Annotated in this window: 15 protein-coding genes and 1 pseudogene; 15 read left to right on the top strand and 1 reads right to left on the bottom strand. The window is 41.0% G+C overall.

Annotated elements, in window-relative coordinates; genetic code table 11:
* The first annotated feature begins 43 nt into the window (after positions 1-43).
* Positions 44-1432: a Cof-type HAD-IIB family hydrolase gene (locus HT714_RS02610; RefSeq protein WP_173251433.1), complete on the top strand. Its 1389-nt coding sequence runs from the start codon at positions 44-46 to the stop codon at positions 1430-1432.
* 34 nt (positions 1433-1466) lie between these two features.
* Here the strand turns inward: HT714_RS02610 and HT714_RS02605 are convergent, their stop codons facing one another.
* The gene (locus HT714_RS02605; protein ID WP_000079148.1) at positions 1467-1919 is read right to left on the bottom strand and encodes a universal stress protein; all 453 of its coding nucleotides are present in this window, start codon (positions 1917-1919) and stop codon (positions 1467-1469) included.
* A 161-nt stretch (positions 1920-2080) separates the two neighbouring features.
* Between HT714_RS02605 and HT714_RS02600 the strand changes: the two genes are divergently transcribed.
* From HT714_RS02600 to HT714_RS02540, 14 genes and pseudogenes are all read left to right on the top strand, one after another.
* On the top strand, positions 2081-2374 hold the full coding sequence (locus HT714_RS02600; RefSeq protein ID WP_009014348.1) for a hypothetical protein: 294 nt from the start codon (positions 2081-2083) through the stop codon (positions 2372-2374).
* A 155-nt stretch (positions 2375-2529) separates the two neighbouring features.
* Entirely contained in the window at positions 2530-3744 is a 1215-nt protein-coding gene (locus tag HT714_RS02595; RefSeq protein WP_173251431.1) for a pyridoxal phosphate-dependent aminotransferase, read from the top strand.
* A gap of 154 nt (positions 3745-3898) precedes the next feature.
* The gene (gene rpmH, locus HT714_RS02590; RefSeq protein WP_000831905.1) at positions 3899-4033 is read left to right on the top strand and encodes a 50S ribosomal protein L34; all 135 of its coding nucleotides are present in this window, start codon (positions 3899-3901) and stop codon (positions 4031-4033) included.
* A 136-nt stretch (positions 4034-4169) separates the two neighbouring features.
* On the top strand, positions 4170-6134 hold the full coding sequence (locus tag HT714_RS02585; RefSeq protein ID WP_173251429.1) for a peptide ABC transporter substrate-binding protein: 1965 nt from the start codon (positions 4170-4172) through the stop codon (positions 6132-6134).
* 559 nt (positions 6135-6693) lie between these two features.
* A pseudogene (locus tag HT714_RS02580) lies at positions 6694-14394 on the top strand (DUF1542 domain-containing protein); the annotation flags it as partial.
* Positions 14377-15546 carry a DUF1542 domain-containing protein gene (locus HT714_RS09915; protein ID WP_345789529.1) on the top strand — a complete coding sequence of 390 codons (1170 nt, stop codon included), beginning with the start codon at positions 14377-14379 and terminating at the stop codon, positions 15544-15546. The pseudogene HT714_RS02580 and the gene HT714_RS09915, both read left to right, overlap by 18 nt.
* A 407-nt stretch (positions 15547-15953) precedes the next feature.
* Positions 15954-16727 carry a TatD family hydrolase gene (locus HT714_RS02575; protein WP_173226016.1) on the top strand — a complete coding sequence of 258 codons (774 nt, stop codon included), beginning with the start codon at positions 15954-15956 and terminating at the stop codon, positions 16725-16727.
* Positions 16727-17293, top strand: coding sequence for a ribonuclease M5 (gene rnmV / locus HT714_RS02570; protein ID WP_173226018.1), 567 nt, complete (start codon positions 16727-16729; stop codon positions 17291-17293). The genes HT714_RS02575 and rnmV overlap by 1 nt, the downstream gene beginning before the upstream one ends.
* Positions 17294-17357: 64 nt before the next feature.
* Positions 17358-18230, top strand: a complete 873-nt coding sequence (gene rsmA / locus HT714_RS02565; RefSeq protein WP_173226020.1) for a 16S rRNA (adenine(1518)-N(6)/adenine(1519)-N(6))-dimethyltransferase RsmA — start codon at positions 17358-17360, stop codon at positions 18228-18230.
* A 1-nt stretch (position 18231) separates the two neighbouring features.
* The gene (gene rsgA / locus HT714_RS02560) at positions 18232-19110 is read left to right on the top strand and encodes a ribosome small subunit-dependent GTPase A (protein ID WP_173226171.1); all 879 of its coding nucleotides are present in this window, start codon (positions 18232-18234) and stop codon (positions 19108-19110) included.
* A gap of 10 nt (positions 19111-19120) precedes the next feature.
* Positions 19121-19777: a ribulose-phosphate 3-epimerase gene (gene rpe, locus HT714_RS02555; RefSeq protein ID WP_173226022.1), complete on the top strand. Its 657-nt coding sequence runs from the start codon at positions 19121-19123 to the stop codon at positions 19775-19777.
* Positions 19740-20402, top strand: a complete 663-nt coding sequence (locus HT714_RS02550) for a thiamine diphosphokinase (protein ID WP_173226024.1) — start codon at positions 19740-19742, stop codon at positions 20400-20402. The genes rpe and HT714_RS02550 overlap by 38 nt, the downstream gene beginning before the upstream one ends.
* A gap of 1 nt (position 20403) precedes the next feature.
* Positions 20404-21660, top strand: a complete 1257-nt coding sequence (locus HT714_RS02545; protein ID WP_173226026.1) for a DNA recombination protein RmuC — start codon at positions 20404-20406, stop codon at positions 21658-21660.
* Positions 21650-22591, top strand: a complete 942-nt coding sequence (locus tag HT714_RS02540; RefSeq protein ID WP_173226028.1) for a 3'-5' exoribonuclease YhaM family protein — start codon at positions 21650-21652, stop codon at positions 22589-22591. The genes HT714_RS02545 and HT714_RS02540 overlap by 11 nt, the downstream gene beginning before the upstream one ends.
* The last annotated feature ends 10 nt before the right edge of the window (positions 22592-22601 follow it).

The following is a 22601-nucleotide window of genomic DNA, read 5'->3' as shown; positions in this document are numbered from 1 at the left end:
TGTGGTATAATCATTGTATCACAAAAGGGGAGATTGGGATAGGATGGAAGTCAAAGCTGTTTTTTTTGATATCGATGGAACCTTGGTCAACGATCGCAAGAGTGTTTTGAAATCCACTAAGGACGCGATTAAAATCGTCAAAGAACAAGGGGTGCTTGTCGGTGTAGCGACAGGACGAGGACCTTTTTTTGTTAAGGAATTGATGGACGATTTGGACCTGGACTTTGCGGTAACCTACAATGGCCAGTATATCTTTAATAAAGACAGAGTCTTGTTCACGAGCCCAATTTCCAAGTTACATTTGCGCCAGCTCATTACTTATGCTAAAAAAGAGGGTAAGGAGATTGCCCTAGGGACTAAGGATGACATGTTGGGTTCCAAAATCATGTCCTTTGGTCTGGGTTCTTTTTCTCAACGAATCAGTCGCTTCGTTCCCTCTGTTTTAACTCGGACAGTGAGTCATTCCTTTAATCGTATGGTCAGCAAGGTTGTTCCCCAAAAGGAAGAAGACCTGCTTCATCTGATGAATCAGCCTATCTACCAAGTTTTGATGCTGATGACACCAGAGGAATCTGAGAAGGCAGCGGCTGATTTTGAAGACTTGAAATTGACACGTAGCAATCCTTTTGCTGCGGATGTCATTAATCAAGGAAATTCTAAATTGGAAGGTATTCGTCGAGTTGGGAAAGAATATGGTTTTGACCTCAACCAAGTCATGGCCTTTGGTGACTCAGATAACGACCTAGAAATGCTGGCTGGTGTTGGTATGTCGGTCGCTATGGGAAATGGTAGTAGCAGTGTCAAGGAAGTTGCTAAACACATCACCACCAGCAATCAGCAAGACGGAATCCACAAGGCCTTGGAACATTTTGGTGTTCTGGCCTCAGAAAAAGTCTTTGTCAGCCGTGACTATCATTTCAATAAGGTCAAGACCTTCCACCACATGATGGACGAACGAACCCAAGAAGAACCTCGAGCTTGGGATTTAGAAGGTGCAACCCACAGGGCTGGCTTTAAAATAGAAGAATTGGTGGAGTTTGTTCGAGCTGCCAGTCCTTCTGAAGAGGACTTTGCTCAAGCTCTATCACAACTTCATCAAGCTCTTGATAAGGCAGCAGATAAAGTGGCCAAGAAGACGCCAGCCCAGGAAGATTTGGTGGGGCAAGTGGATGCTTTGATTGACACGCTTTACTTTACCTACGGTAGTTTTGTCTTGATGGGGGTGGACCCAGAACGTATTTTTGATATTGTCCATCAGGCCAATATGGGGAAAATTTTCCCAGATGGCAAGGCTCATTTTGATCCAGTGACCCACAAAATCTTAAAGCCAGATGATTGGGAAGAAAAATATGCTCCAGAACCTGCTATTAAAAAGGAACTGCAGCGTCAGCTCAAGGCTTATGAACGCCATAAAGAGAGAAATAAACAGTAAACAAAAAGGAGCGCTGAGCTCCTTTTCTTCGTGATTATAAGGTCTTTTCTTGTTCTCTCACAACCAGCAAATCGACCTTAGCATGGCGGAGGATGTATTCAGATGAAGAGCCGACCAAGAGGCGTTCAAAGGCGTTGAGACCAGTTGCGCCAACGAGGATGAGGTCCACTTCTTCAGCATCGGGAATAGTACGTGCCAGTAGGGTCTTTGGATTTCCCATTTCAATGACGATATGAACATCTGCCACACCAGCATCTTTAGCACGTTTTTCGTACTCTTTCATCAGACTTTCAGCGTCGACTTGGAGTTCTTCGTAAACTTCAGCATCAAAGGTGGATACGCTTTGGAGAGCGCGTGTGTCAATGACATGTGCGATGGTGAGTTTAGCGTCGTTTCGTAGAGCAGAATGAACTCCCTTGACAAAAGCCAAGTCCGCTTCTTTAGAACCATCGATTGCGACCATGATATTTTGGTAACGTTGTGCCATAATGAAACCTCCTGAAATTTTCTTACTATAATTGTAAACCTTTTTACTATAGAAGTAAAGCAAAAAAAGTATTTTTCGAAAGAATGTTAGCGCTTAAAATCTATATAAATATATGATAAAATAAAAGAAAGGATAACAGGAAACAAGTGAAGGGAGGGAGAATGATGAAAAACGCTTTTCAAAAATCAAATTTCCTTTATTATGGAATCATCCTAGTTTCAGTCTTGGTAGAAGTTATCATGATTTGGCAATTAGATAGGTTGATTCCGCTTCTCTATCCAGGTTTTGTTGGCTTTTTAGTCTTTCACTTACTCTACCATTTGCTATTATTCCTGGTTGCAAAACGAAGTGGTCGTTGGGATTACTTGATGATATGGTGGCTTTTCATCATGTTCAATTTTCTCTATGATTCCTTTTTAGGCTTGCTTTTTCTAGGTTTATCTTTTGGTATGTGATGTGTCTTTGCAAAACACCTGCTATCTCCACTGTCTTGACCTCGCTTTTAGTGAGGTTTTTCTTCTATATGAACCTAGTAACATATTTCAGTAAACTTGTCGCATTCTCTTTCTAGTGGTATAATGTTACTATCCTGAAGAATTGAGGAAACAAGATGAAAGAATATAACAAGTCTAGTAAGTTAGAGCATGTTGCTTATGATATCCGTGGCCCTGTTTTGGAAGAAGCCATGCGGATGCGAGCAAACGGAGAAAAGATTTTACGTCTGAATACAGGAAATCCAGCAGAATTTGGTTTTACAGCGCCAGACGAAGTCATTCATGACTTGATTATGAATGCGCGTGATAGTGAAGGTTACTCTGACTCCAAAGGGATTTTCTCAGCCCGTAAGGCCATCATGCAGTATTGCCAATTGAAGAAATTCCCAAACGTAGATATTGATGATATCTACCTTGGAAATGGTGTCAGTGAGCTGATTGTCATGTCTATGCAGGGGCTTTTGGACAATGGGGATGAAGTCTTAGTTCCAATGCCAGACTATCCTCTCTGGACGGCCGCTGTCAGTCTAGCTGGAGGAAATGCTGTTCACTATATCTGTGATGAAGCTGCAGAATGGTACCCAGATATTGACGATATCAAGTCAAAAATTACTTCCAATACCAAGGCAATCGTCCTTATCAATCCAAACAACCCAACTGGAGCCCTTTATCCTAAGGAACTCTTGTTGGAGATTATTGAGATTGCCCGTCAAAATGATTTGATTATCTTTGCGGATGAAATTTACGACCGCATGGTCATGGATGGACATGTGCATACGCCTGTGGCGAGCTTGGCACCAGATGTCTTCTGTGTTAGCATGAATGGTCTATCAAAATCCCACCGTATTGCTGGTTTCCGTGTGGGTTGGATGGTCTTGTCTGGACCTAAGACTCATGTCAAGGGCTATATCGAAGGGCTCAATATGCTGTCCAATATGCGCCTTTGTTCTAACGTTTTGGCCCAACAAGTCGTACAAACTTCCCTGGGGGGGCACCAGTCAGTCGATGAATTACTCCTTCCTGGTGGACGAATTTATGAGCAAAGAAATTTCATCTACAATGCTATTCAAGAGATTCCAGGTCTCTCTGCTGTTAAACCCAAGGCGGGACTCTATATCTTCCCGAAAATCGACCGCAATATGTACCGTATCGATGATGATGAGCAGTTTGTCCTTAATTTCTTGAAACAGGAAAAGGTTCTCTTGGTTCATGGTCGTGGGTTCAACTGGCAGGAACCAGACCACTTCCGTATCGTTTACCTTCCTCGTGTCGATGAACTAGCCCAAATCCAAGAAAAGATGACTCGTTTCTTGAAACAGCATCGTAGATAGGGCTTACATCAGAAAAAGGGCTAAAAAGCTGGAAACATTTGCCTTGAGCTATTGACAAAAGTGAAAGAATCAGATAGAATAGTAAAGTATGTTTAGTAACTGATCACTTTATAGCCGGCTAAACGAATACAAAATCTATGAGGAGGTATTCATCGTGAAACGTACTTATCAACCAAGTAAACTTCGTCGTGCGCGCAAACACGGATTCCGTAACCGTATGTCAACTAAAAACGGTCGTCGCGTATTGGCAGCTCGTCGTCGTAAAGGACGCAAAGTTTTGGCTGCATAATCCAAACGAATTCTATCAAAAATCAGTAGGAACTCGAGTCTACTGATTTTTATTTTTGTAAAAAAGTACAAAAAGCTTTATATTTTTGCTTGAATAGTGTATAATATTTCGCATACTGTAAAATTGGAGAATAATCATGAAGAAATCAAAAGTGATGCTGTTTGGAGCTATGGCTTTGACAGCAGGTCTAGCTCTAGCAGCGTGTGGATCATCTCAATCAAGTAATGCTGACAAGACTTACTCTTATATCTTTGTCAATAACCCAGATACTTTGGATTATATTACCTCTACTCGAGACTCTACATCTAGTATCACAACCAACTTGATTGATGGTTTGTTGGAAAATGACCAGTATGGCAATCTCATCCCGTCTATGGCTGAGTCATGGACTGTGTCAAAAGATGGTTTGACCTACACTTATAAGATCCGTCAGGGGGCTAAATGGTACACTTCTGAAGGAGAAGAGTATGCGGATGTAACAGCTCATGACTTTGTGACTGGTCTTAAGTATGCGGCTGATAAAAAGGCTGAAAACTTGTACTTGGTGCAAGACTCTATCAAGGGGCTGGCAGACTATGTTGAAGGAAAATCATCTGATTTTGGAACTGTTGGTGTTAAGGCAGTGGATGATTACACACTCCAATACACCCTCATCCAACCTGAAACTTATTGGAACTCTAAAACAACAGCAAGTATCCTTAGTCCTGTAAATGAAGCTTTCTTGAAGTCTAAGGGAGATGACTTTGGAAGTGTGACACCATCAAGTATCTTGTCAAATGGTCCTTACTTGTTTAAGTCCTTCACATCAAAATCTTTGATTGAATTTGATAAAAATCCTAACTACTGGGATAAGGACAATGTCAAAATCGAGAAAGTGAAGCTCTCTTTCTTTGACGGTTCTGACCAAGACAGCATTGCAAGAGGATTCTTGGAAGGCAACTATACAGATGGTCGTATTTTCCCAACAAGTTCAGTCTTTGCTGAACTCAAGAAGGGCAATGAGGACAAGATTACCTATACACCACAAAACTCAGTTACTTTCTATTATCTTTTCAACGTGAATCGTCAAAGTTACAAGCAGACTATGAAACAGTCTGATAAGGAAAAGACAGATTCACGCGCAGCTATGCAAAATAAAGATTTCCGTCAGGCTATCAATTTTGCCTTTGACCGTCATGCCTATGCGGCGCAGACAAATGGTGAAGATGGAGCAGACCGTATCTTACGTAACACGATTACACCAAGCAACTTTGTCCAAGTTGGCGATAAGAACTTCGGTGATATTGTCAATGAAAAAATTGTCAACTACGGTAAAGATTGGGCAAATATCAACCTAAACGATGGGAAGCAAGCCTTCTTGAACCCTGACAAGGCCAAAGAGAAGTTTGCGAAGGCCAAAGAAAGTCTGCAAGCTCAGGGAGTAACTTTCCCAATTCATTTGGACATGCCAGTTGATCAGACTGCTAAGTTAGATGTGCAACAGGCTGGTTCTTTCAAGCAAACAGTAGAAGCCACTCTTGGTAAGGAGAATGTGGTCATCGATGTTATCCAACTTTCTCCAGACGAGAAGGATCAGGCAACCTACTTTGCAGATACAGCAGAACAAAAAGACTATGACATCGACATCTCAGGATGGGGTGGAGACTACTCAGATCCTAAGACTTATCTAGCTATCCTTGATACAGAGACAGGTTCTCAGTTGAAAAACATGGGCTTGTCTGAAGGAAAAGACAAGGAAGTCAAGGACAAGATTGGTCTTGCTGACTACAAGAAACTCTTAGATCAGGCAGATGCTGAAGTCACAGATACTCAGGCACGCTATGAAAAATATGCTGAAGCCCAAGCTTGGTTGACAGATAGCGCCCTCTTCCTACCAGTTCAAAGTGGTGGAGCTAATCCAATCTTTCGTAAGACAGTACCGTTTACAGGTCCATTCTCATTTGTTGGTCATAAGGGAAATGCGGACAACTACAAATATGTTGAATTGCAAAAAGAGCCAGTAACTGCTAAACAGTACCAAGAACTCTATGAAAAATGGCTGAAAGAAAAAGCTGAGTCAAATAAAAAAGCTCAGGAAGATTTAGCTAACCACATTCAATAATATGCCTAGTCATTCTTTTCAGTTAATACTCAATGAAAATCAAATTCAAACCACGTCAGCGTCGCCTTGCCGTAGGTATGTTACTGACTTCGTCAGTTTCATCTACGACCTCAAAGCAGTGCTTTGAGCAGCCTGCGGCTAGCTTTCTAGTTTGCTCTTTGATTTTCATTGAGTATAAGCATAGTGACTGGTTTCAGAAAAAGGCCTTACCAGACGCTTTTGGTTCTGGTAGGGTCTTTTCTTTGTTTTGTGATGAAGTAAGTGGAGGGGGATAGGGCTTCAGATACCTAGAATGACTTATTTTATGTTTTTGAATGAGAATCAATTAAAATTTATAAATCTGTATAAGGGATTAGTGACAAAACGATAGCAAATAGGGTAAATTTCTATATATTTTTAATTAAAGTAAAAATTAGGCTAAAAGTGGACGGGGGGGGACTTTATGATATAATGTACGTGTATTCTTATTGCCTAAAGTAGATATATTATAATAAAATTGTATTATAGTGTATTAGTTTTTGAATAAGAAGAAATAAAAATAAAAAATGGAGATCAAAGAATGAAGTATAAGAGAACTCAGAAACGCTCTAAGCAAATGTGGCAGCGTGTAGAAAAGTTTTCGATTAGAAAGTTTAGTTTTGGAGCAGCGTCGTGTTTGATAGGGGCATCTTTAGTTGGGGCTGCTGTAAATCCGAATATTGTAGATGCGGCATTTAAACAATTAAATGGCGAAGACGGTATTGTATCGTTATATTCTAATTCTGGAGAAACTCCTGAAAGTGCAGACGGTATTCAAATTGGATCAAAAGTAAATGTAGATAAAGAAATTGGAATCGATGTAGACTGGTCACAATACACTCGCGAAAATCCAATTGTTAAAGTAACTTATACTTATAACGGTGGAGCTGATGGAAGTAGTGTAACTGGATTTGGAGGACACCGTCCACGTTTCTGGTTTACAACACCGATAGGATTAAAAGAACCTAAAGAAATTACATTAAAGAAAAATGATGGACGTCCAGTTTATGTAATGGAAAGCTGGAATAAAAATAAAAAATTCGGTTCGTTATCAAATTCGATTAATTCACGTTTCCAAACAGAAGATGACATCAATAGAGCTTATACAACACCTGATTTCCACGGTAATGATACTAAGTGGGAATCTTATAATGAAACAACAGGTGAATCTTACCGAGAATATAGCGGAAGTTTTGCGAATAAGTTTTGGTACCATATTGGGGATAGAATCTCAGATGATCCATATGAACAAGCTATTTATGAGAACTTCCGTACAAACACAAAAACGATGTATGTCGATTGGGAACGTGGAGGAATTGAAAGAGCTACGATAACAGCTGTATATGAAGTTGCCGATCCAACTTTCGGTAATGATCGTAGTACTTTAGAATTTGGAGCAGGTTTTAGGGTTGGGATTGCTCGAATGATGCAACATTACAAAACTGTATTAGCACCAGTTCCAAGTCTATATAAATTAAATGAAATTTTTGAACCATCAACACCAACTCGTGCTACAGTAGGAAATCCAAATAAATTAACAGAGAAAGAAAAAAATATTGTTAGAGATAGAATTTGGAGTGCAAATAAAGAAAATGTAACTTCAGTAGCAAGAACAGGGAAGAATAAATTAATAGAAAACCTTAAAAGTGAAGACAAAACAGAATCAATTCTTATAGATGATGATGGAACAGCAACAATTATTTATTCTGATAATAGTAGAGATGTTATTCCAGGTACATCGCTTGTTTATAAAGTGACAGAAACAAACACGCATAGACAGGGTAATGGATATGAGTATGACATTGCTCCAGTACCTGTGAAAAATATGGATCAAATAACTGAAGAAGAAAAGAAAGCAGCTATCAAATCATTTTTAAAAGCAAATGGAATCGGAGTAGAGAATTTACAGTATCACAGTGGTAAAAGCGACCTTGATTTCGAGGGTGGAATACTTCAGGATGACAAGGGAAATAAATGGTTTGCCTATGATGATAATACAGCAAATGCCAAAAATATAGGAACACATATAGGGTTTAAACCAAACAGTTCTACTGTCATGTTATCAAGAGATGCAGGATACTCTGGAGTATACACTATCCCAACTTCAGACCTTTATTATAAAGAAGGAACTAGTGCGCTAGATTTAGCTAAAAAGGATGCTGAAGCGGCAATTGATAATTTAAATTATTTATCTCCAAAAGAAAAACAAGCATTTAAAGAAAAATTAAAAGATAAAACGACTCAAGAAAGTGTCAATGCTGTTGTAGAAGAAGCTGTTGCTAAAAATAGTGAAAATGAGAAAGCATTAGAAACTAAAAAACGTGAAGTGAAGGAAAAAATTAATAACAATCCTTACTTAACAACAGCAGAGAAAAAAGAACTAGTAGATCAAGTATCGGCAGTAGTAATGACAGACCCAACTGAAGGAACTGCTACTCCTATTGAACATACAAAAGGTCTTGTTGATAAAATTTTAGACAAAGCATTAGAAAAAACAAAAGAAAAAGCAAAAGCGATCATTGATGAAATCGATAAAAATGGTGGGCAAGCAGGATATTTAGAAAAACCAACAGCAGCTCAGTATAAAGAACAAATTCAAAATGCTACTACACAGGAAGCAATTGCTAAAGTAATTGAAGATGCGCTAAATCAAAAATCTAAAAAAACTCATGATGCTGAAAAAGCTAAAACTGATGCTTTAAAAGATGAGTATAAGAAGAAAATTGATCAAGTTCCTGGTCTAACAGATGCTCAAAGAGATGAGTATAAGAAACAAATTGATGCAGCAACAACAAGAGATCAATTGGAAGATATTGTGAAGGATGCGGAAGTAAAAGCGTATCGTGATACAGCAAAAGCAAAAATTGATGCGCTTGAACACTTAAATGCTGCACAAAAAGCAGAATTGAAAACACAAGTTGATGCTGCAGGGAACAAAGCTGAAGTAGATAATATTGTGTCAATTGCTCAAGGTTTAGATTCTAAGATGGATTCTCTACAAAAATTAGTAGAAAAAGCTAAAGAAGTTAAAGGATCTGAAAAATATAATACAGCAACTCAAGATAAGAAAGATGCTTTTAACACAGCAAAAGATGCCGCTTCAAAAGTAGCTGATAAAACAACAGCTGAGCCAGAAAATGCAGCTGGCACATCAGAAGTAGCTACTTTAATTGACAATTTAGCAAAAGCTATAGAAGCTCTTACAGGTGAAAAAGTTGCTGTTCCTGTATCTAAAGATGCTTTGAAAGCAGAACTTGACTTGAACACAGATGATGCGGTTAAAAAATCACCAGCTTATGCTAAAGAGACAGATGCCGCTAAGAAAAAAGCTTATGATGATGCTTTAGCAAATGCTCAAAAAGTGTATGACAAGCAAGATGCTACTCAACCAGAAGTGGATGATGCTCTTAATACATTAAAACAAGCGCGTTTAGCTTTATCAGGTAAAGCAGAAGACTTCACTTTAGCAGTGAAAGATGGAGCAGCGAAAATCTCTGTTGTACCAAAAGCAGGAGACTCATTGTCTGAAAAAGACCAACCGACTGTAAAAGAGAAAGTAACTGCAAACGGTAAAGAGTTAGATGCTACTTATACTGTAGAATATGGAAAAATTGCAGAAAAAGGTGGTAAGACAGTTGTTCCAGTAACAGTCACTCACGATGGTATTACAAGAACAGTTGAAGTTCCAGTAGAAGGAACTGATGCTGCAAAATCTCCACTAAATGATCCAGAAAAAGTAAAAGTTAATAATATTGCTAATTTATCAGAAGATGAAAAAGCAGCCGTTAAAGCAGCAGTTAAGAAAGCAAACACAAATTTAACTGATGATCAAATTTCAGTAGACAATACAGGGAAAGTAACTGTAACGTACTCTGACAAATCACAAAATGAACTGCCTGCATCTAAGACTGTAGAAGCGAAAACTGAAGCAGAAAAAGCATTAGACAAAGCTAAAGAACAAGCGAAATCTGACTTAACAGCAGCAGCTAACAAAGAAAAAGCAGAAATTGAAGCAGACAAAAACTTAACAGAAGATCAAAAGAAAACTGAAAAAGACAAAGTTGATAAAGTTAAGGAAGAACAAGAAAAAAATATCGATAAAGCGACAACGCCAGAAGATGTAACAAAAGCAACAGAAGACGGTAAGAAAGCAATTGCTGAAGTTCACCAAACAGAGTTAGACAAAGCCAAAGAGCAAGCGAAATCTGACTTAACAGAAGCAGCTAACAAAGAAAAAGCAGAAATCGAATCAGACAAGACCTTAACAGAAGATCAGAAGAAAGCTGAAAAAGCAAAAGTCGATGAAGCTAAGAAAGCTGCAGAGTCTAACATCGATAAAGCTGGAACAACTGATGAAGTAGCGAAAGCAACAGAAGCAGGTAAGAAAGCAATTGATGCTGTTCATAAAACTAATGCTGAGCAAGCAACTCCAAATGTAAAAGATTCAGTAACTGAAGCAGGAGGAGTTCCAGTAAGTGTTGACCCATCTAACGCTCCTAAAGTAGCAGAAGCAGATAAAAAAGCTATTACAGATGCTGTAGAAGTACCAAAAGACCAACCACAACCGACAGACAAACAAGTCAAAAATGATGGAGAAATTGTGGAAGGAACAGGTGCAAATGAAGGTAAGAAAGTAGTTGTAGTAGAAGTTACTTATGGTGACGGATCAAAAGATGAAATCGAAGTACCTGTAAGAAAAGCAACTGATCAGGAAAAAGCGAAAGCTGACCTAACAAAAGCTGCAGATGCTGAAAAAGCTGAAATTGATGAAGACAATGCATTATCTAAAAAAGAAAAAGAAGCATTGAAGAAACAAGTTGATGAACTGAAAGCAAAACACGAAGAAAACATCAATAATGCAACTTCACCAGAAGCTATAGCGTCAGCCACAGAAAAAGGTAGACAAGAAATTGCTGCTGTTCATACTCCACAAGATATTACAGAAACAGCTAAGAGAAAGTTAACTCCACCAAAAGAAAAGGTTAAGGTTACAGATGTCAATCATTTAACAGATGAAGAGAAAGAAGCTGTTAAAAAAGCGATTGTGGCGACTAACCCTCAACTAGAAGAATCTGAAGTCTATGTGAGTGATAAGGGAGATGTAGCTTCTCCTAAAGGTTACTTGGAAGCAGAAAAAGTTGTTGTTCAAGCATTAAACAAACCAGCGACACCAGTCGTAGTAGCTGATCCAAATCATTTAACAAATGATGAAAAGGAAAAAGTGAAAGAAGCTGTAGCCAACGCAAATCCTGGTCTAAACAAAGATGATATTACAGTCGATGACAAAGGTAATGTAACAACTAAGAATGGTGATAAATTACTTGCAAAAGATGTAGTAACTCCAGCCCTGAACAAACCAACAACACCAGTTGTAGTTGGAAATCCTAATGCTTTAACAGAAAAAGAAAAAGAGGACATTAAGGATGCTGTCGCAGCTGCAAATCCAGGTTTAAACAAAGGTGATGTTACAGTAGATAACCAAGGAAATGTTAAAACTCCAAAAGGAAATCTACCAAAAGAAGATGTTGTCACAACAGTCTTAAATAAACCAAATAAACTTGTTGAAGTAGAAAATCCAAATAGCCTAACAGTTAAAGAAAAAGAAGCCGTTAAGAAAGCTGTTGTAGAGGCAAATCCAGGTTTAACTGAAGATAAAGTCAAAGTTGACGATCAAGGAAATGTCACAACACCACAAGGTAACTTACCAGCAAAAGATGTAGTAACTTCTACCTTGAAGAAACCAACAACCCCAGTTGAAGTTGTCAACCCATCTAAACTGACAGAACCAGAGAAATCTAAGATTGTAGAAGAGATTATTAAAAATAATCCAGGTTTAACAGATAAAGATATTAAGGTTGATGATCAAGGCAATGTTGAAACACCAAAAGGCAACTTACCAGCAGAGGATGTAGTGACACCAGCCTTGAAAAAACCGACAAATCTTGTCCCTGTTAAAGATGTCCATAACTTAACAGATGCAGAAAAAGACGCTGTTAAGGATGCTGTTGTAACTGCAAATCCAGGCTTAAACAAGGACGATGTCAAGGTTGATGATCAAGGCAATGTTGAAACGCCAAGAGGTAATTTACTAGCAGGAGAAGTTGTAACACCAGCCTTGAAGAAACCTGTTACACCTGTAGAAGTTAAAGATCCTAAAAACTTAACAGAAGCAGAAAAAGACGCTGTTAAGGATGCTGTTGTAGCTGCAAATCCAGGCTTAAACAAGGATGATGTTAAGGTTGATGGTCAAGGTAATGTTGAAACACCACAAGGTAATTTACCAGCAAAAGATGTAGTAACACCAGCTTTGAAGAAACCTGTCACACCTGTAGGAGTTAAAGATTCGAATAACTTAACAGACAAAGAAAAAGAAGATGTTAAGAAAGCTATTGTTGAAGCAAATCCAGGCTTAAACAAGGACGATGTCAAGGTTGATGATCAAGGAAATGTTGAGACTCCAAACGGAAATCTACCGAAAGAAGATGTAGTAGTACAAACTGCTAAAGGGCAATCAACAAGTATCTTCAAACCAGAGTTAGACTTACAAACTGCTTTAGTATCCGGAAAAGTAACTGTAGAAAAAGGTAAAGGCTTAACTGACGAAGACATCCTAAAACAATTAGCACTAGCTGATGGACTAACAGCGAAAATCACTTTTAAACCAACTACAACAGAAGCGGGAATTAAAGAAGCAGAGGTGGAAGTAACCCTAGCGGATGGTAGCAAAGTAACTGTAAAAGTACCGGTTGAAGTAGTTGATTCTTTAGGCACAGCTGATAAAGATAATGATCTTGCTAAGGCGAAAGAAGCTGCTAAAAAACAAGTAGAAGAAGCTGCTAAGAAAAAACTTGAAGAAATCAAGAACAATAAAGACTTAACAGAAGATCAAAAACAAAAAGCTGAAAAAGAAATCAATAAAGCCAAAGAAGATGCTAATAAAGCTATTGACCAAGCATCATCAGCAGGAACAGCTAAACAAATTGCAGATCAAGCAAAAGAAAATATTGAAAAATATGATCCAAAAGCTGATGCAGAAGTTAAGAAACCAGATGTAACAAACCTTGATGAAGAAAAAGCGAAAGCAAAAGCTGAAATACTAGAAGAAGCTCAAAAACGCATTAACGAAATCAAGAACAATAAAGATTTATCAGACGAAGCGAAAGCCAAAGCTATCGAAGAAATCAATAAGGCCAAAGACAAAGCGATTGAAGACATCAACAAAGCTCAATCTAAAGATGAAATCAACGCGGCGAAAGAAGCTGGTATTCATAAGATAAATGAAGTTCAACCAGATGGCTCTATTGCATCTAAATTCGATCCGAAAGTTCCTGAAAACAAAGTGGAAGTGGAAAATCCAGCAAAACTTTCAGATGAAGAAAGAGAACAAGTTCGTCAAAACATCGAAGGAGCTAACACATTCCCAGATGGAACAACAGTAGAAGTAAAACCAGATGGAACAGCTGTTATCACATATAAAGATGGTTCAAGCGATACGATTTCTAAAGATAAATTAGTAGCGCCAGCTAACAAAGAGACAGGAACAATCGCGTCAAGAACCGAGCCAGTTATTCCAGGAAAAACACAAGTAGGAAACACTACTAAGTTAACACCAGGAGAACAAGCTGCGGTTAAAAAAGCGGTTGAGGAAGCGAACAACTTCCCAGCAGGAACTACAGTAGAAGTAAGACCTGATGGAACAGTAGTCATCACCTATCCAGATAAATCTGTAGATACAATAACAGGGGATAAACTTGTTGAAAAAGGAAGTAAACAAGAAACTCCAAAAGTTCAGACAGATGCAGAGAAGAACCCAGCGCAAGTTCCAGGAAACTTTGTACCTGTTGAAAATACTCACAACTTGACACAGGCGGAGCAAGATACTGTAGCAGCTAAGGTCAAAGAAGCAAATCCAGCGGCGACAGATGTTAAGGTATCTAAAGATGGAACAGCAACGCTAACATATGGAGATGGTTCAGTAAACACAATTCCAGGAACCAGTCTAGTAGTAGCCAAAGATACTGACAATGAAGCTGCAACACAAGCCACGCAAAATCCAGCAGTGGTGCCAGCAACTACAGAAGTCGGGAATGCTCATAGCTTAACACCTGAGGAACAAGCTGCAGTAGCTACGAAAGTGAAACAAGCAAATCCAACTGCTACAGATGTTAAGGTATCTAAAGACGGAACAGCGACATTGACATACTCAGATGGTTCAGTCAATACAATTCCAGGAACCAGTCTAGTAGTTCAAAAAGAGGAAACTTCAACACAAGAGCAACCAACAATCGCAGAGAAGACAAAAGTAATCATCCCAGCTAACCCTACAAAAGTAGCAGAAGCTACAAGATTAACAGATGCAGAAAAAGAAGCTGTTAAAAAAGCTGTAGTAGATGCAAATGGATTCGGAAGCGATGTTAAAGTTGAAGTAGCTGGAGATGGCACAGCGACAATCGTCTTTAAAGATGGTTCAGCTATTACAATTCCAGGAAATCAATTGGTAGCACAAGATCCAAAAGCACAAGATAGCACTAAACTGACTGCTGAAAAATCAACTGTTAAAGCGCCTGCTCAAAGAGTAGATGTAAAAGATATAACTCATTTAACAGATGAAGAAAAAGAAAAAGTTAAGGTTGCTATTTTACAAGCAAATGGTTCAGCATTAGACGGAGCGACAATCAATGTAGCTGGAGATGGTACAGCAACAATCACATTCCCAGATGGTTCAGTAGTGACGATTCTAGGGAAAGATACAGTTCAACAATCTGCGAAAGGTGAATCTGTAACTCAAGAAGCTACACCAGAGTATAAGCCAGAAACTACACCAGGTGGAGATAATGGAGGCAATACTGGAAGCTCAGATGCTAATGCGAATGCAGGCGGTGGTAGCCAGGCAGGCGGACAAGCTAATACAGGTTCACAAAACCCAGCTCAATCACAAGCTTCTAAGCAATTAGCTACTGAAAAAGAATCAGCTAAAAATGCCATTGAAAAAGCTGCCAAGGACAAGCAGGATGAAATCAAAGGCGCACCGCTTTCTGATAAAGAAAAAGCAGAACTTTTAGCAAGAGTGGAAGCAGAAAAACAAGCAGCTCTCAAAGAAATTGAAAATGCGGAAACTGTGGAAGATGTGAAGGAAGCAGAAACGATTGGAGTGCAAGCCATTGCCATGGTTACAGTTCCTAAGAGACCAGTGGCTCCTAATGCTGCTCCTCAGGCAACAAGTGCACCGCAAGCAACTGCAGGAACAATGCAAGATGTTACCTACCAGTCACCTGCTGGCAAACAATTACCTAACACAGGTTCAGCATCAAGTGCAGCACTTGCTAGTCTTGGTCTAGTGGCGGCAACAAGTGGTTTTGCTTTGCTAGGAAGAAAGGCTAGACGTAGAAAATAGGACAGCTAGAACATTCTATTCTCTACTTAAAGTTAGATTATAAGGGGGATTTGGAGAAGTCATCAATCCTAGTGATGGGTGAGAGAAGAGAGAACCCAAGATAATCACATACTTTATACTCAATGAAAATCAAAGAGCAAACTAGGAAACTAGCCGTAGGCTGTACTTGAGTACGGCAAGGCGACGTTGACACGGTTTGAATTTGATTTTCGAAGAGTATTAGATGAATAGGGATGTTCTATCAATCTAGCCAGTCTCTTCTGTCTCTAACTGTGGAATAGAAGATGGGCAATATCGGATAGAAAAGCTAGCAGAATAGCTCTATTAAAGAGAGGAGGGAAACCGAAAAATTGGGTGCCCCTCCTCTTTTTTGGTATAATAGAAGATAGAAAACGAGGTTAGAAGAGATGATTTTTGATACACATACACACTTGAATGTAGAAGAATTTGCAGGTCGTGAGGCAGAAGAAATTGCCTTGGCTGCTGAGATGGGTGTGACACAGATGAATATTGTTGGTTTTGATAAACTGACGATTGAGCGTGCTTTGGAGTTGGTGGATGAGTATGACCAGCTCTATGCGACTATCGGTTGGCATCCGACAGAAGCAGGGACTTACACAGAGGAGATTGAAGCCTACTTGCTTGACAAGCTCAAGCATCCAAAGATAGTTGCCTTGGGTGAGATTGGATTGGACTACCATTGGATGACAGCGCCCAAAGAGGTGCAGGAGCAGGTTTTTCGCCGTCAGATTCAGTTATCTAAGGACTTGGATTTGCCTTTTGTGGTCCACACCCGTGATGCGCTGGAAGATACCTATGAGATTATTAAGAGCGAGGGCGTTGGTCCTCGAGGTGGGATCATGCATTCTTTCTCAGGAACTCTTGAATGGGCAGAGAAGTTTGTTGAGCTTGGCATGACCATTTCCTTCTCAGGAGTGGTGACTTTTAAGAAGGCAACTGACATCCAAGAAGTAGCTAAAGAGTTACCTTTGGACAAGATGTTGGTGGAGACGGATGCGCCTTACTTAGCACCTGTACCCAAGCGTGGTCGCGAAAATAAAACAGCCTATACTCGCTATGTGGTGGACTTTATCGCAGGCTTGCGTGGGATGACGGCAGAAGAGCTAGCGGCGGTAACAACTGCAAATGCAGAACGAATTTTTGGATTGGACAGCAAGTAATGAAAGAGAAAATTTCCCAAGTTATCGTGGTCGAAGGGCGCGATGATACGGCCAATCTCAAACGCTATTTCGATGTAGAGACCTATGAGACTCGAGGTTCTGCCATCAATGACCAGGATATAGAGCGGATTCAGCGCCTGCACCAGCGTCATGGGGTCATTGTTTTTACAGACCCAGATTTTAATGGGGAGCGGATTCGCCGCATGATTATGACGGCCATTCCAACAGTTCAGCATGCCTTCCTCAAACGAGATGAAGCTGTTCCCAAGTCCAAGACCAAGGGACGTTCCCTGGGAATTGAGCATGCCAGCTATGAAGATTTGAAAACGGCTCTAGCTCAGGTGACAGAACAATTTGAACATGAGAGTCAGTTTGATATCAGTCGTAGCGACTTGATTCGCCTTGGTTTTTTAGCAGGGGCAGACAGCCGTAAGCGCAGAGAATATCTGGGAGAGGTTCTCCGAATTGGCTATTCTAACGGCAAGCAATTACTCAAGCGCTTAGAGTTGTTTGGGGTTACTTTGGCAGAAGTGGAAGAAGCTATGAAATCTTATGAGAATGGTTAAGCAGCCCCAAAATACAAGGGGAATGTGTTACAATAGTAGTAACAGATAATAGAAAAGAGAATAGATGAGAATTGCAGATTATAGCGTGACCAAGGCAGTGCTGGAGCGTCACGGTTTTACCTTTAAAAAGTCCTTCGGGCAAAATTTCTTGACGGATACCAATATTCTTCAAAAAATCGTGGATACGGCTGAGATTGATGACCAGGTCAATGTTATCGAAATCGGGCCAGGGATTGGTGCCTTGACGGAGTTTCTGGCTGAGCGTGCGGCTCAGGTCATGGCCTTTGAAATTGACCACCGATTGGTGCCGATTTTGGCAGACACCTTGCGTGATTTTGATAATGTGACCGTTGTCAACGAGGATATTCTCAAGGTTGACTTGGCGCAGCATATCCAGAATTTTAAAAATCCTGACCTGCCAATCAAGGTAGTGGCTAATTTGCCTTACTACATCACAACGCCTATTCTCATGTACTTGATAGAGAGTGGGATTCCTTTTAGTGAGTTTGTGGTTATGATGCAGAAAGAAGTGGCAGACCGCATCTCCGCTCAACCGAATACCAAGGCTTATGGTAGCTTGTCGATTGCGGTGCAGTACTACATGACTGCCAAGGTTGCCTTCATCGTGCCTCGTACGGTCTTTGTGCCAGCGCCAAATGTGGATTCGGCTATCTTGAAAATGGTGCGTCGTCCAGAGCCAGCTGTAGCAGTAGAAGACGAGAACTTCTTCTTTAAGGTTTCCAAGGCAAGTTTCACTCATCGTCGCAAGACCTTATGGAATAACTTGACAGGTTACTTTGGCAAGACTGAAGAGGTCAAGGACAAGCTGACTAAGGCTTTGGACCAAGCAGGCTTGTCACCAAGTGTGCGTGGGGAAGCTCTCAGCTTGGCAGAGTTTGCCAGCCTAGCAGATGCACTTAAAGGGCAAGGACTCTAAGATGCAGGGACAAATCATTAAAGCCTTGGCGGGGTTCTACTATGTAGAGAGTGATGGTCAGGTCTATCAAACACGCGCGCGTGGAAATTTCCGTAAAAAAGGCCATACACCCTATGTTGGGGACTGGGTAGATTTCTCTGCCGAGGAAAATTCAGAAGGCTATATTCTCAAGATTCACGAACGGAAAAACAGTCTGGTCCGTCCGCCTATTGTCAATATCGATCAAGCTGTGGTGATCATGTCTGTCAAGGAACCTGATTTTAACAGCAATTTGCTGGATCGGTTCTTAGTTCTTTTGGAGCATAAGGGCATCCATCCCATCGTCTATATTTCCAAAATGGATTTGTTGGAAGATAGAGGAGAACTGGATTTTTATGAACAGACTTATGGTGACATCGGCTATGACTTTGTGACCAGTAAAGAGGAACTCCTGCCTTTGTTAACAGGTAAGATTACAGTCTTTATGGGGCAGACGGGCGTTGGAAAATCAACCCTTCTCAATAAAATCGCACCAGACCTCAATCTTGAAACAGGAGAAATCTCAGACAGTCTGGGTCGCGGGCGCCACACCACTCGAGCTGTTAGTTTTTACAACCTCAATGGGGGCAAAATCGCAGATACACCAGGATTTTCATCCTTGGACTACGAAGTATCAACGGCGGAAGACCTCAATCAGGCCTTTCCAGAGATAGCTAGTGTTAGCAGAGATTGTAAGTTCCGTACTTGTACCCATACCCATGAGCCGTCTTGTGCTGTCAAGCCAGCTGTTGAAGAGGGTACCATTGCAACCTTCCGTTTTGATAATTACCTGCAATTCCTCAGTGAGATTGAAAATCGCAGAGAAACCTATAAAAAAGTCAGCAAAAAAATTCCAAAATAAGGAGAAACCTATGCCTCAATACAAGATTGCTCCGTCAATTCTGGCAGCAGATTATGCCAACTTTGAACGTGAAATCAAACGCCTAGAAGCAACTGGGGCAGAATATGCCCATATCGATATCATGGATGGGCACTTTGTGCCACAAATCAGTTTTGGTGCAGGTGTGGTTGAAGCTCTTCGCCCTCATAGCAAGATGGTCTTTGACTGCCACTTGATGGTGGCGAATCCTGAACACCACTTAGAAGACTTTGCGCGCGCAGGTGCAGATATCATCAGTATCCATGTAGAAGCAACACCCCATATCCATGGCGCCCTCCAAAAAATTCGTTCTCTAGGGGTCAAACCTTCAGTTGTTATCAATCCTGGCACACCAGTTGAAGCCATCAAGCACGTCCTTCATCTAGTTGACCAAGTTTTAGTCATGACAGTTAATCCAGGCTTTGGTGGGCAAGCCTTTCTACCAGAGACCATGGATAAGGTCCGTGAGTTGGTTGCTCTTCGTGATGAAAAAGGCTTGAACTTTGAAATCGAAGTGGATGGCGGGATTGATGACCAAACTATTGCTCTAGCCAAAGAAGCTGGTGCGACCGTTTTTGTAGCAGGTTCCTATGTCTTTAAGGGAGATGTCAATGAGCGAGTACAAACTCTCAGAAAACAACTGGACTAGGGTTGCCGTTTTTGCAGGCGGAGATCGCGGTCATTATCGGACAGACTTTGATAGTTTTGTCGGTGTGGATCGAGGCTCGCTCTGGGTCTTGGAAGAAAATCTGCCTCTTGCTCTGGCGGTTGGAGATTTTGATTCTGTCACTGCAGAAGAGCGACAGGTGATTCAAAAACGTGCTCAGCATTTTGTCCAAGCCCGACCAGAAAAGGATGATACAGATCTGGAATTGGCTCTCTTGACTATTTTTGAGAAAAATCCTCAGGCTGTGGTCACTATTTTCGGTGCTTTGGGTGGTCGTATCGACCATATGCTGGCCAATGTTTTTCTTCCTAGCAACCCCAAGTTGGCGCCTTATATGCGCCAGATAGAAATTGAGGATGGGCAAAATTTGATTGCCTATTGTCCAGAAGGGATCAGTCAGCTACATCCCCGTTCAGACTACGACTATCTTGCCTTTATGCCGGTTCGGGATAGCCAGCTGACTATTCTCGGTGCTAAGTATGAGTTGACAGAGGAAAATTTTTTCTTTAAAAAAGTGTACGCTTCTAACGAATATATAGATAGGGAAGTGTCAGTGACTTGCCCAGATGGCTATGTGGTTGTGCTGCATAGTAAGGACAGGAGGTAGGATGGAAAGTTTACTTGTTCTATTATTGATTGCCAACCTAGCTGGACTCTTTCTGATTTGGCAGAGGCAGGATAAGCAGGAAAAACATCTCAGTAAGAGCTTGGAGGATCAGGCAGATCACTTGTCAGACCAGTTGGACTACCGCTTTGAACAAGCCAGGCAAGCCAGCCAGCTAGATCAAAAAGATTTGGAAGTGGCTGTCAGTGACCGTTTGCAAGAGGTGAGAATAGAATTGCACCAAGGTCTGACGCAAGTCCGTCAAGAAATGACTGAGAATCTCCTCCAAACCAGGGATAAGACTGACCAACGTCTCCAAGCCTTACAGGAATCCAATGAGCAACGTTTGGAGCAAATGCGCCAGACGGTCGAGGAAAAGTTAGAAAAAACCTTGCAGACACGCTTACAGGCTTCCTTTGAGACAGTTTCCAAACAACTAGAGTCGGTCAATCGAGGTTTGGGAGAAATGCAGACCGTTGCCCGCGATGTCGGAGCCCTCAACAAGGTTCTCTCTGGAACCAAGACGCGAGGAATTCTGGGTGAATTGCAACTGGGACAAATTATTGAAGACATCATGACCCCTGCCCAGTATGAACGAGAATACGCAACGGTTGAAAACTCTAGTGAACGAGTGGAGTATGCCATCAAGTTACCCGGACAAGGCGACCAAGAGTACGTCTATCTACCAATTGACTCTAAGTTTCCACTAGCAGATTATTACCGCCTAGAAGAAGCCTATGAAGCAGGTGACAAGGACGAGATCGAACGCTGTCGCAAGTCACTCTTAGCAAGTGTCAAGCGCTTTTCCAAGGATATCAAGAGTAAGTACATAGCACCGCCTCGGACGACCAATTTTGGAGTTTTGTTTGTTCCGACAGAAGGTCTCTACTCAGAAATTGTCCGCAATCCGGTCTTCTTTGATGATTTGAGGCGGGAGGAGCAGATTATCGTTGCAGGGCCAAGTACCCTGTCAGCTCTCCTCAATTCCCTATCAGTTGGATTCAAAACTCTCAATATCCAAAAGAGTGCCGACCATATCAGCAAGACTCTTGCCAGTGTCAAGACCGAGTTTGGCAAGTTTGGTGGTATTCTGGTCAAGGCACAAAAGCATCTCCAACATGCCTCTGGCAATATTGATGAACTATTAAACCGTCGTACCACAGCTATCGAGCGGACGCTCCGTCACATTGAGTTGTCAGAAGGTGAGCCTGCGCTTGATCTACTCCATTTCCAAGAAAATGAGGAAGAATATGAAGATTAGTCACATGAAAAAAGATGAGCTATTTGAAGGCTTTTACCTAATCAAATCAGCTGACCTGAGGCAAACTCGAGCTGGGAAAAACTACCTAGCCTTTACCTTCCAAGATGATAGTGGCGAGATTGATGGGAAGCTCTGGGATGCCCAACCTCATAACATTGAGGCCTTTACCGCAGGTAAGGTTGTCCACATGAAAGGGCGCCGAGAAGTTTATAACAACACCCCTCAAGTCAATCAAATTACCCTTCGCCTGCCTCAACCTGGCGAACCCAATGATCCAGCTGATTTCAAGGTCAAGTCGCCAGTTGATGTCAAGGAAATCCGTGACTACATGTCGCAAATGATTTTCAAAATAGAAAATCCTGTTTGGCAACGGATTGTCCGAAAGCTCTACACCAAGTATGATAAGGAATTCTACTCTTATCCAGCTGCCAAGACCAACCATCATGCCTTTGAAACGGGCTTGGCCTATCATACGGCAACCATGGTGCGCTTGGCAGATGCCATTAGCGAAATCTATCCTCAGCTCAATAAGAGCCTGCTTTATGCAGGGATTATGCTGCATGACTTGGCCAAAGTTATCGAGTTGACGGGACCAGAACAGACTGAGTATACAGTGCGAGGCAATCTTCTTGGACATATCGCTCTGATTGATAGTGAAATTACCAAGACCGTTATGGAACTCGGCATTGATGATACCAAGGAAGAAGTCGTTTTGCTCCGCCACGTCATCCTCAGTCACCACGGCTTACTTGAGTATGGAAGTCCAGTCCGTCCACGCATTATGGAAGCAGAGATTATCCATATGATTGACAATCTGGATGCAAGCATGATGATGATGTCAACAGCTCTAGCTTTGGTGGATAAAGGAGAGATGACCAATAAAATCTTCGCTATGGATAATCGTTCCTTCTATAAACCAGATTTAGATTAACAATTTAAGA

The sequence above is a fragment of the Streptococcus sp. 3705 genome (assembly GCF_013277145.1).
GTDB lineage: Bacteria > Bacillota > Bacilli > Lactobacillales > Streptococcaceae > Streptococcus.
The sequence above is the reverse complement of the archived record's forward strand: the minus strand, read 5'-3'. Positions and strand labels throughout refer to the sequence as shown.

Coding starts and splice junctions, on each gene's coding strand:
- HT714_RS02610 (WP_173251433.1), top strand. CDS start 44: ATGGAAGTCAAAGCTGTTTTTTTTGATATCGATGGAACCTTGGTCAAC.
- HT714_RS02605 (WP_000079148.1), bottom strand. CDS start 1,919: ATGGCACAACGTTACCAAAATATCATGGTCGCAATCGATGGTTCTAAA.
- HT714_RS02600 (WP_009014348.1), top strand. CDS start 2,081: ATGATGAAAAACGCTTTTCAAAAATCAAATTTCCTTTATTATGGAATC.
- HT714_RS02595 (WP_173251431.1), top strand. CDS start 2,530: ATGAAAGAATATAACAAGTCTAGTAAGTTAGAGCATGTTGCTTATGAT.
- HT714_RS02585 (WP_173251429.1), top strand. CDS start 4,170: ATGAAGAAATCAAAAGTGATGCTGTTTGGAGCTATGGCTTTGACAGCA.
- HT714_RS02575 (WP_173226016.1), top strand. CDS start 15,954: ATGATTTTTGATACACATACACACTTGAATGTAGAAGAATTTGCAGGT.
- rnmV (WP_173226018.1), top strand. CDS start 16,727: ATGAAAGAGAAAATTTCCCAAGTTATCGTGGTCGAAGGGCGCGATGAT.
- rsmA (WP_173226020.1), top strand. CDS start 17,358: ATGAGAATTGCAGATTATAGCGTGACCAAGGCAGTGCTGGAGCGTCAC.
- rsgA (WP_173226171.1), top strand. CDS start 18,232: ATGCAGGGACAAATCATTAAAGCCTTGGCGGGGTTCTACTATGTAGAG.
- rpe (WP_173226022.1), top strand. CDS start 19,121: ATGCCTCAATACAAGATTGCTCCGTCAATTCTGGCAGCAGATTATGCC.
- HT714_RS02550 (WP_173226024.1), top strand. CDS start 19,740: ATGAGCGAGTACAAACTCTCAGAAAACAACTGGACTAGGGTTGCCGTT.
- HT714_RS02545 (WP_173226026.1), top strand. CDS start 20,404: ATGGAAAGTTTACTTGTTCTATTATTGATTGCCAACCTAGCTGGACTC.
- HT714_RS02540 (WP_173226028.1), top strand. CDS start 21,650: ATGAAGATTAGTCACATGAAAAAAGATGAGCTATTTGAAGGCTTTTAC.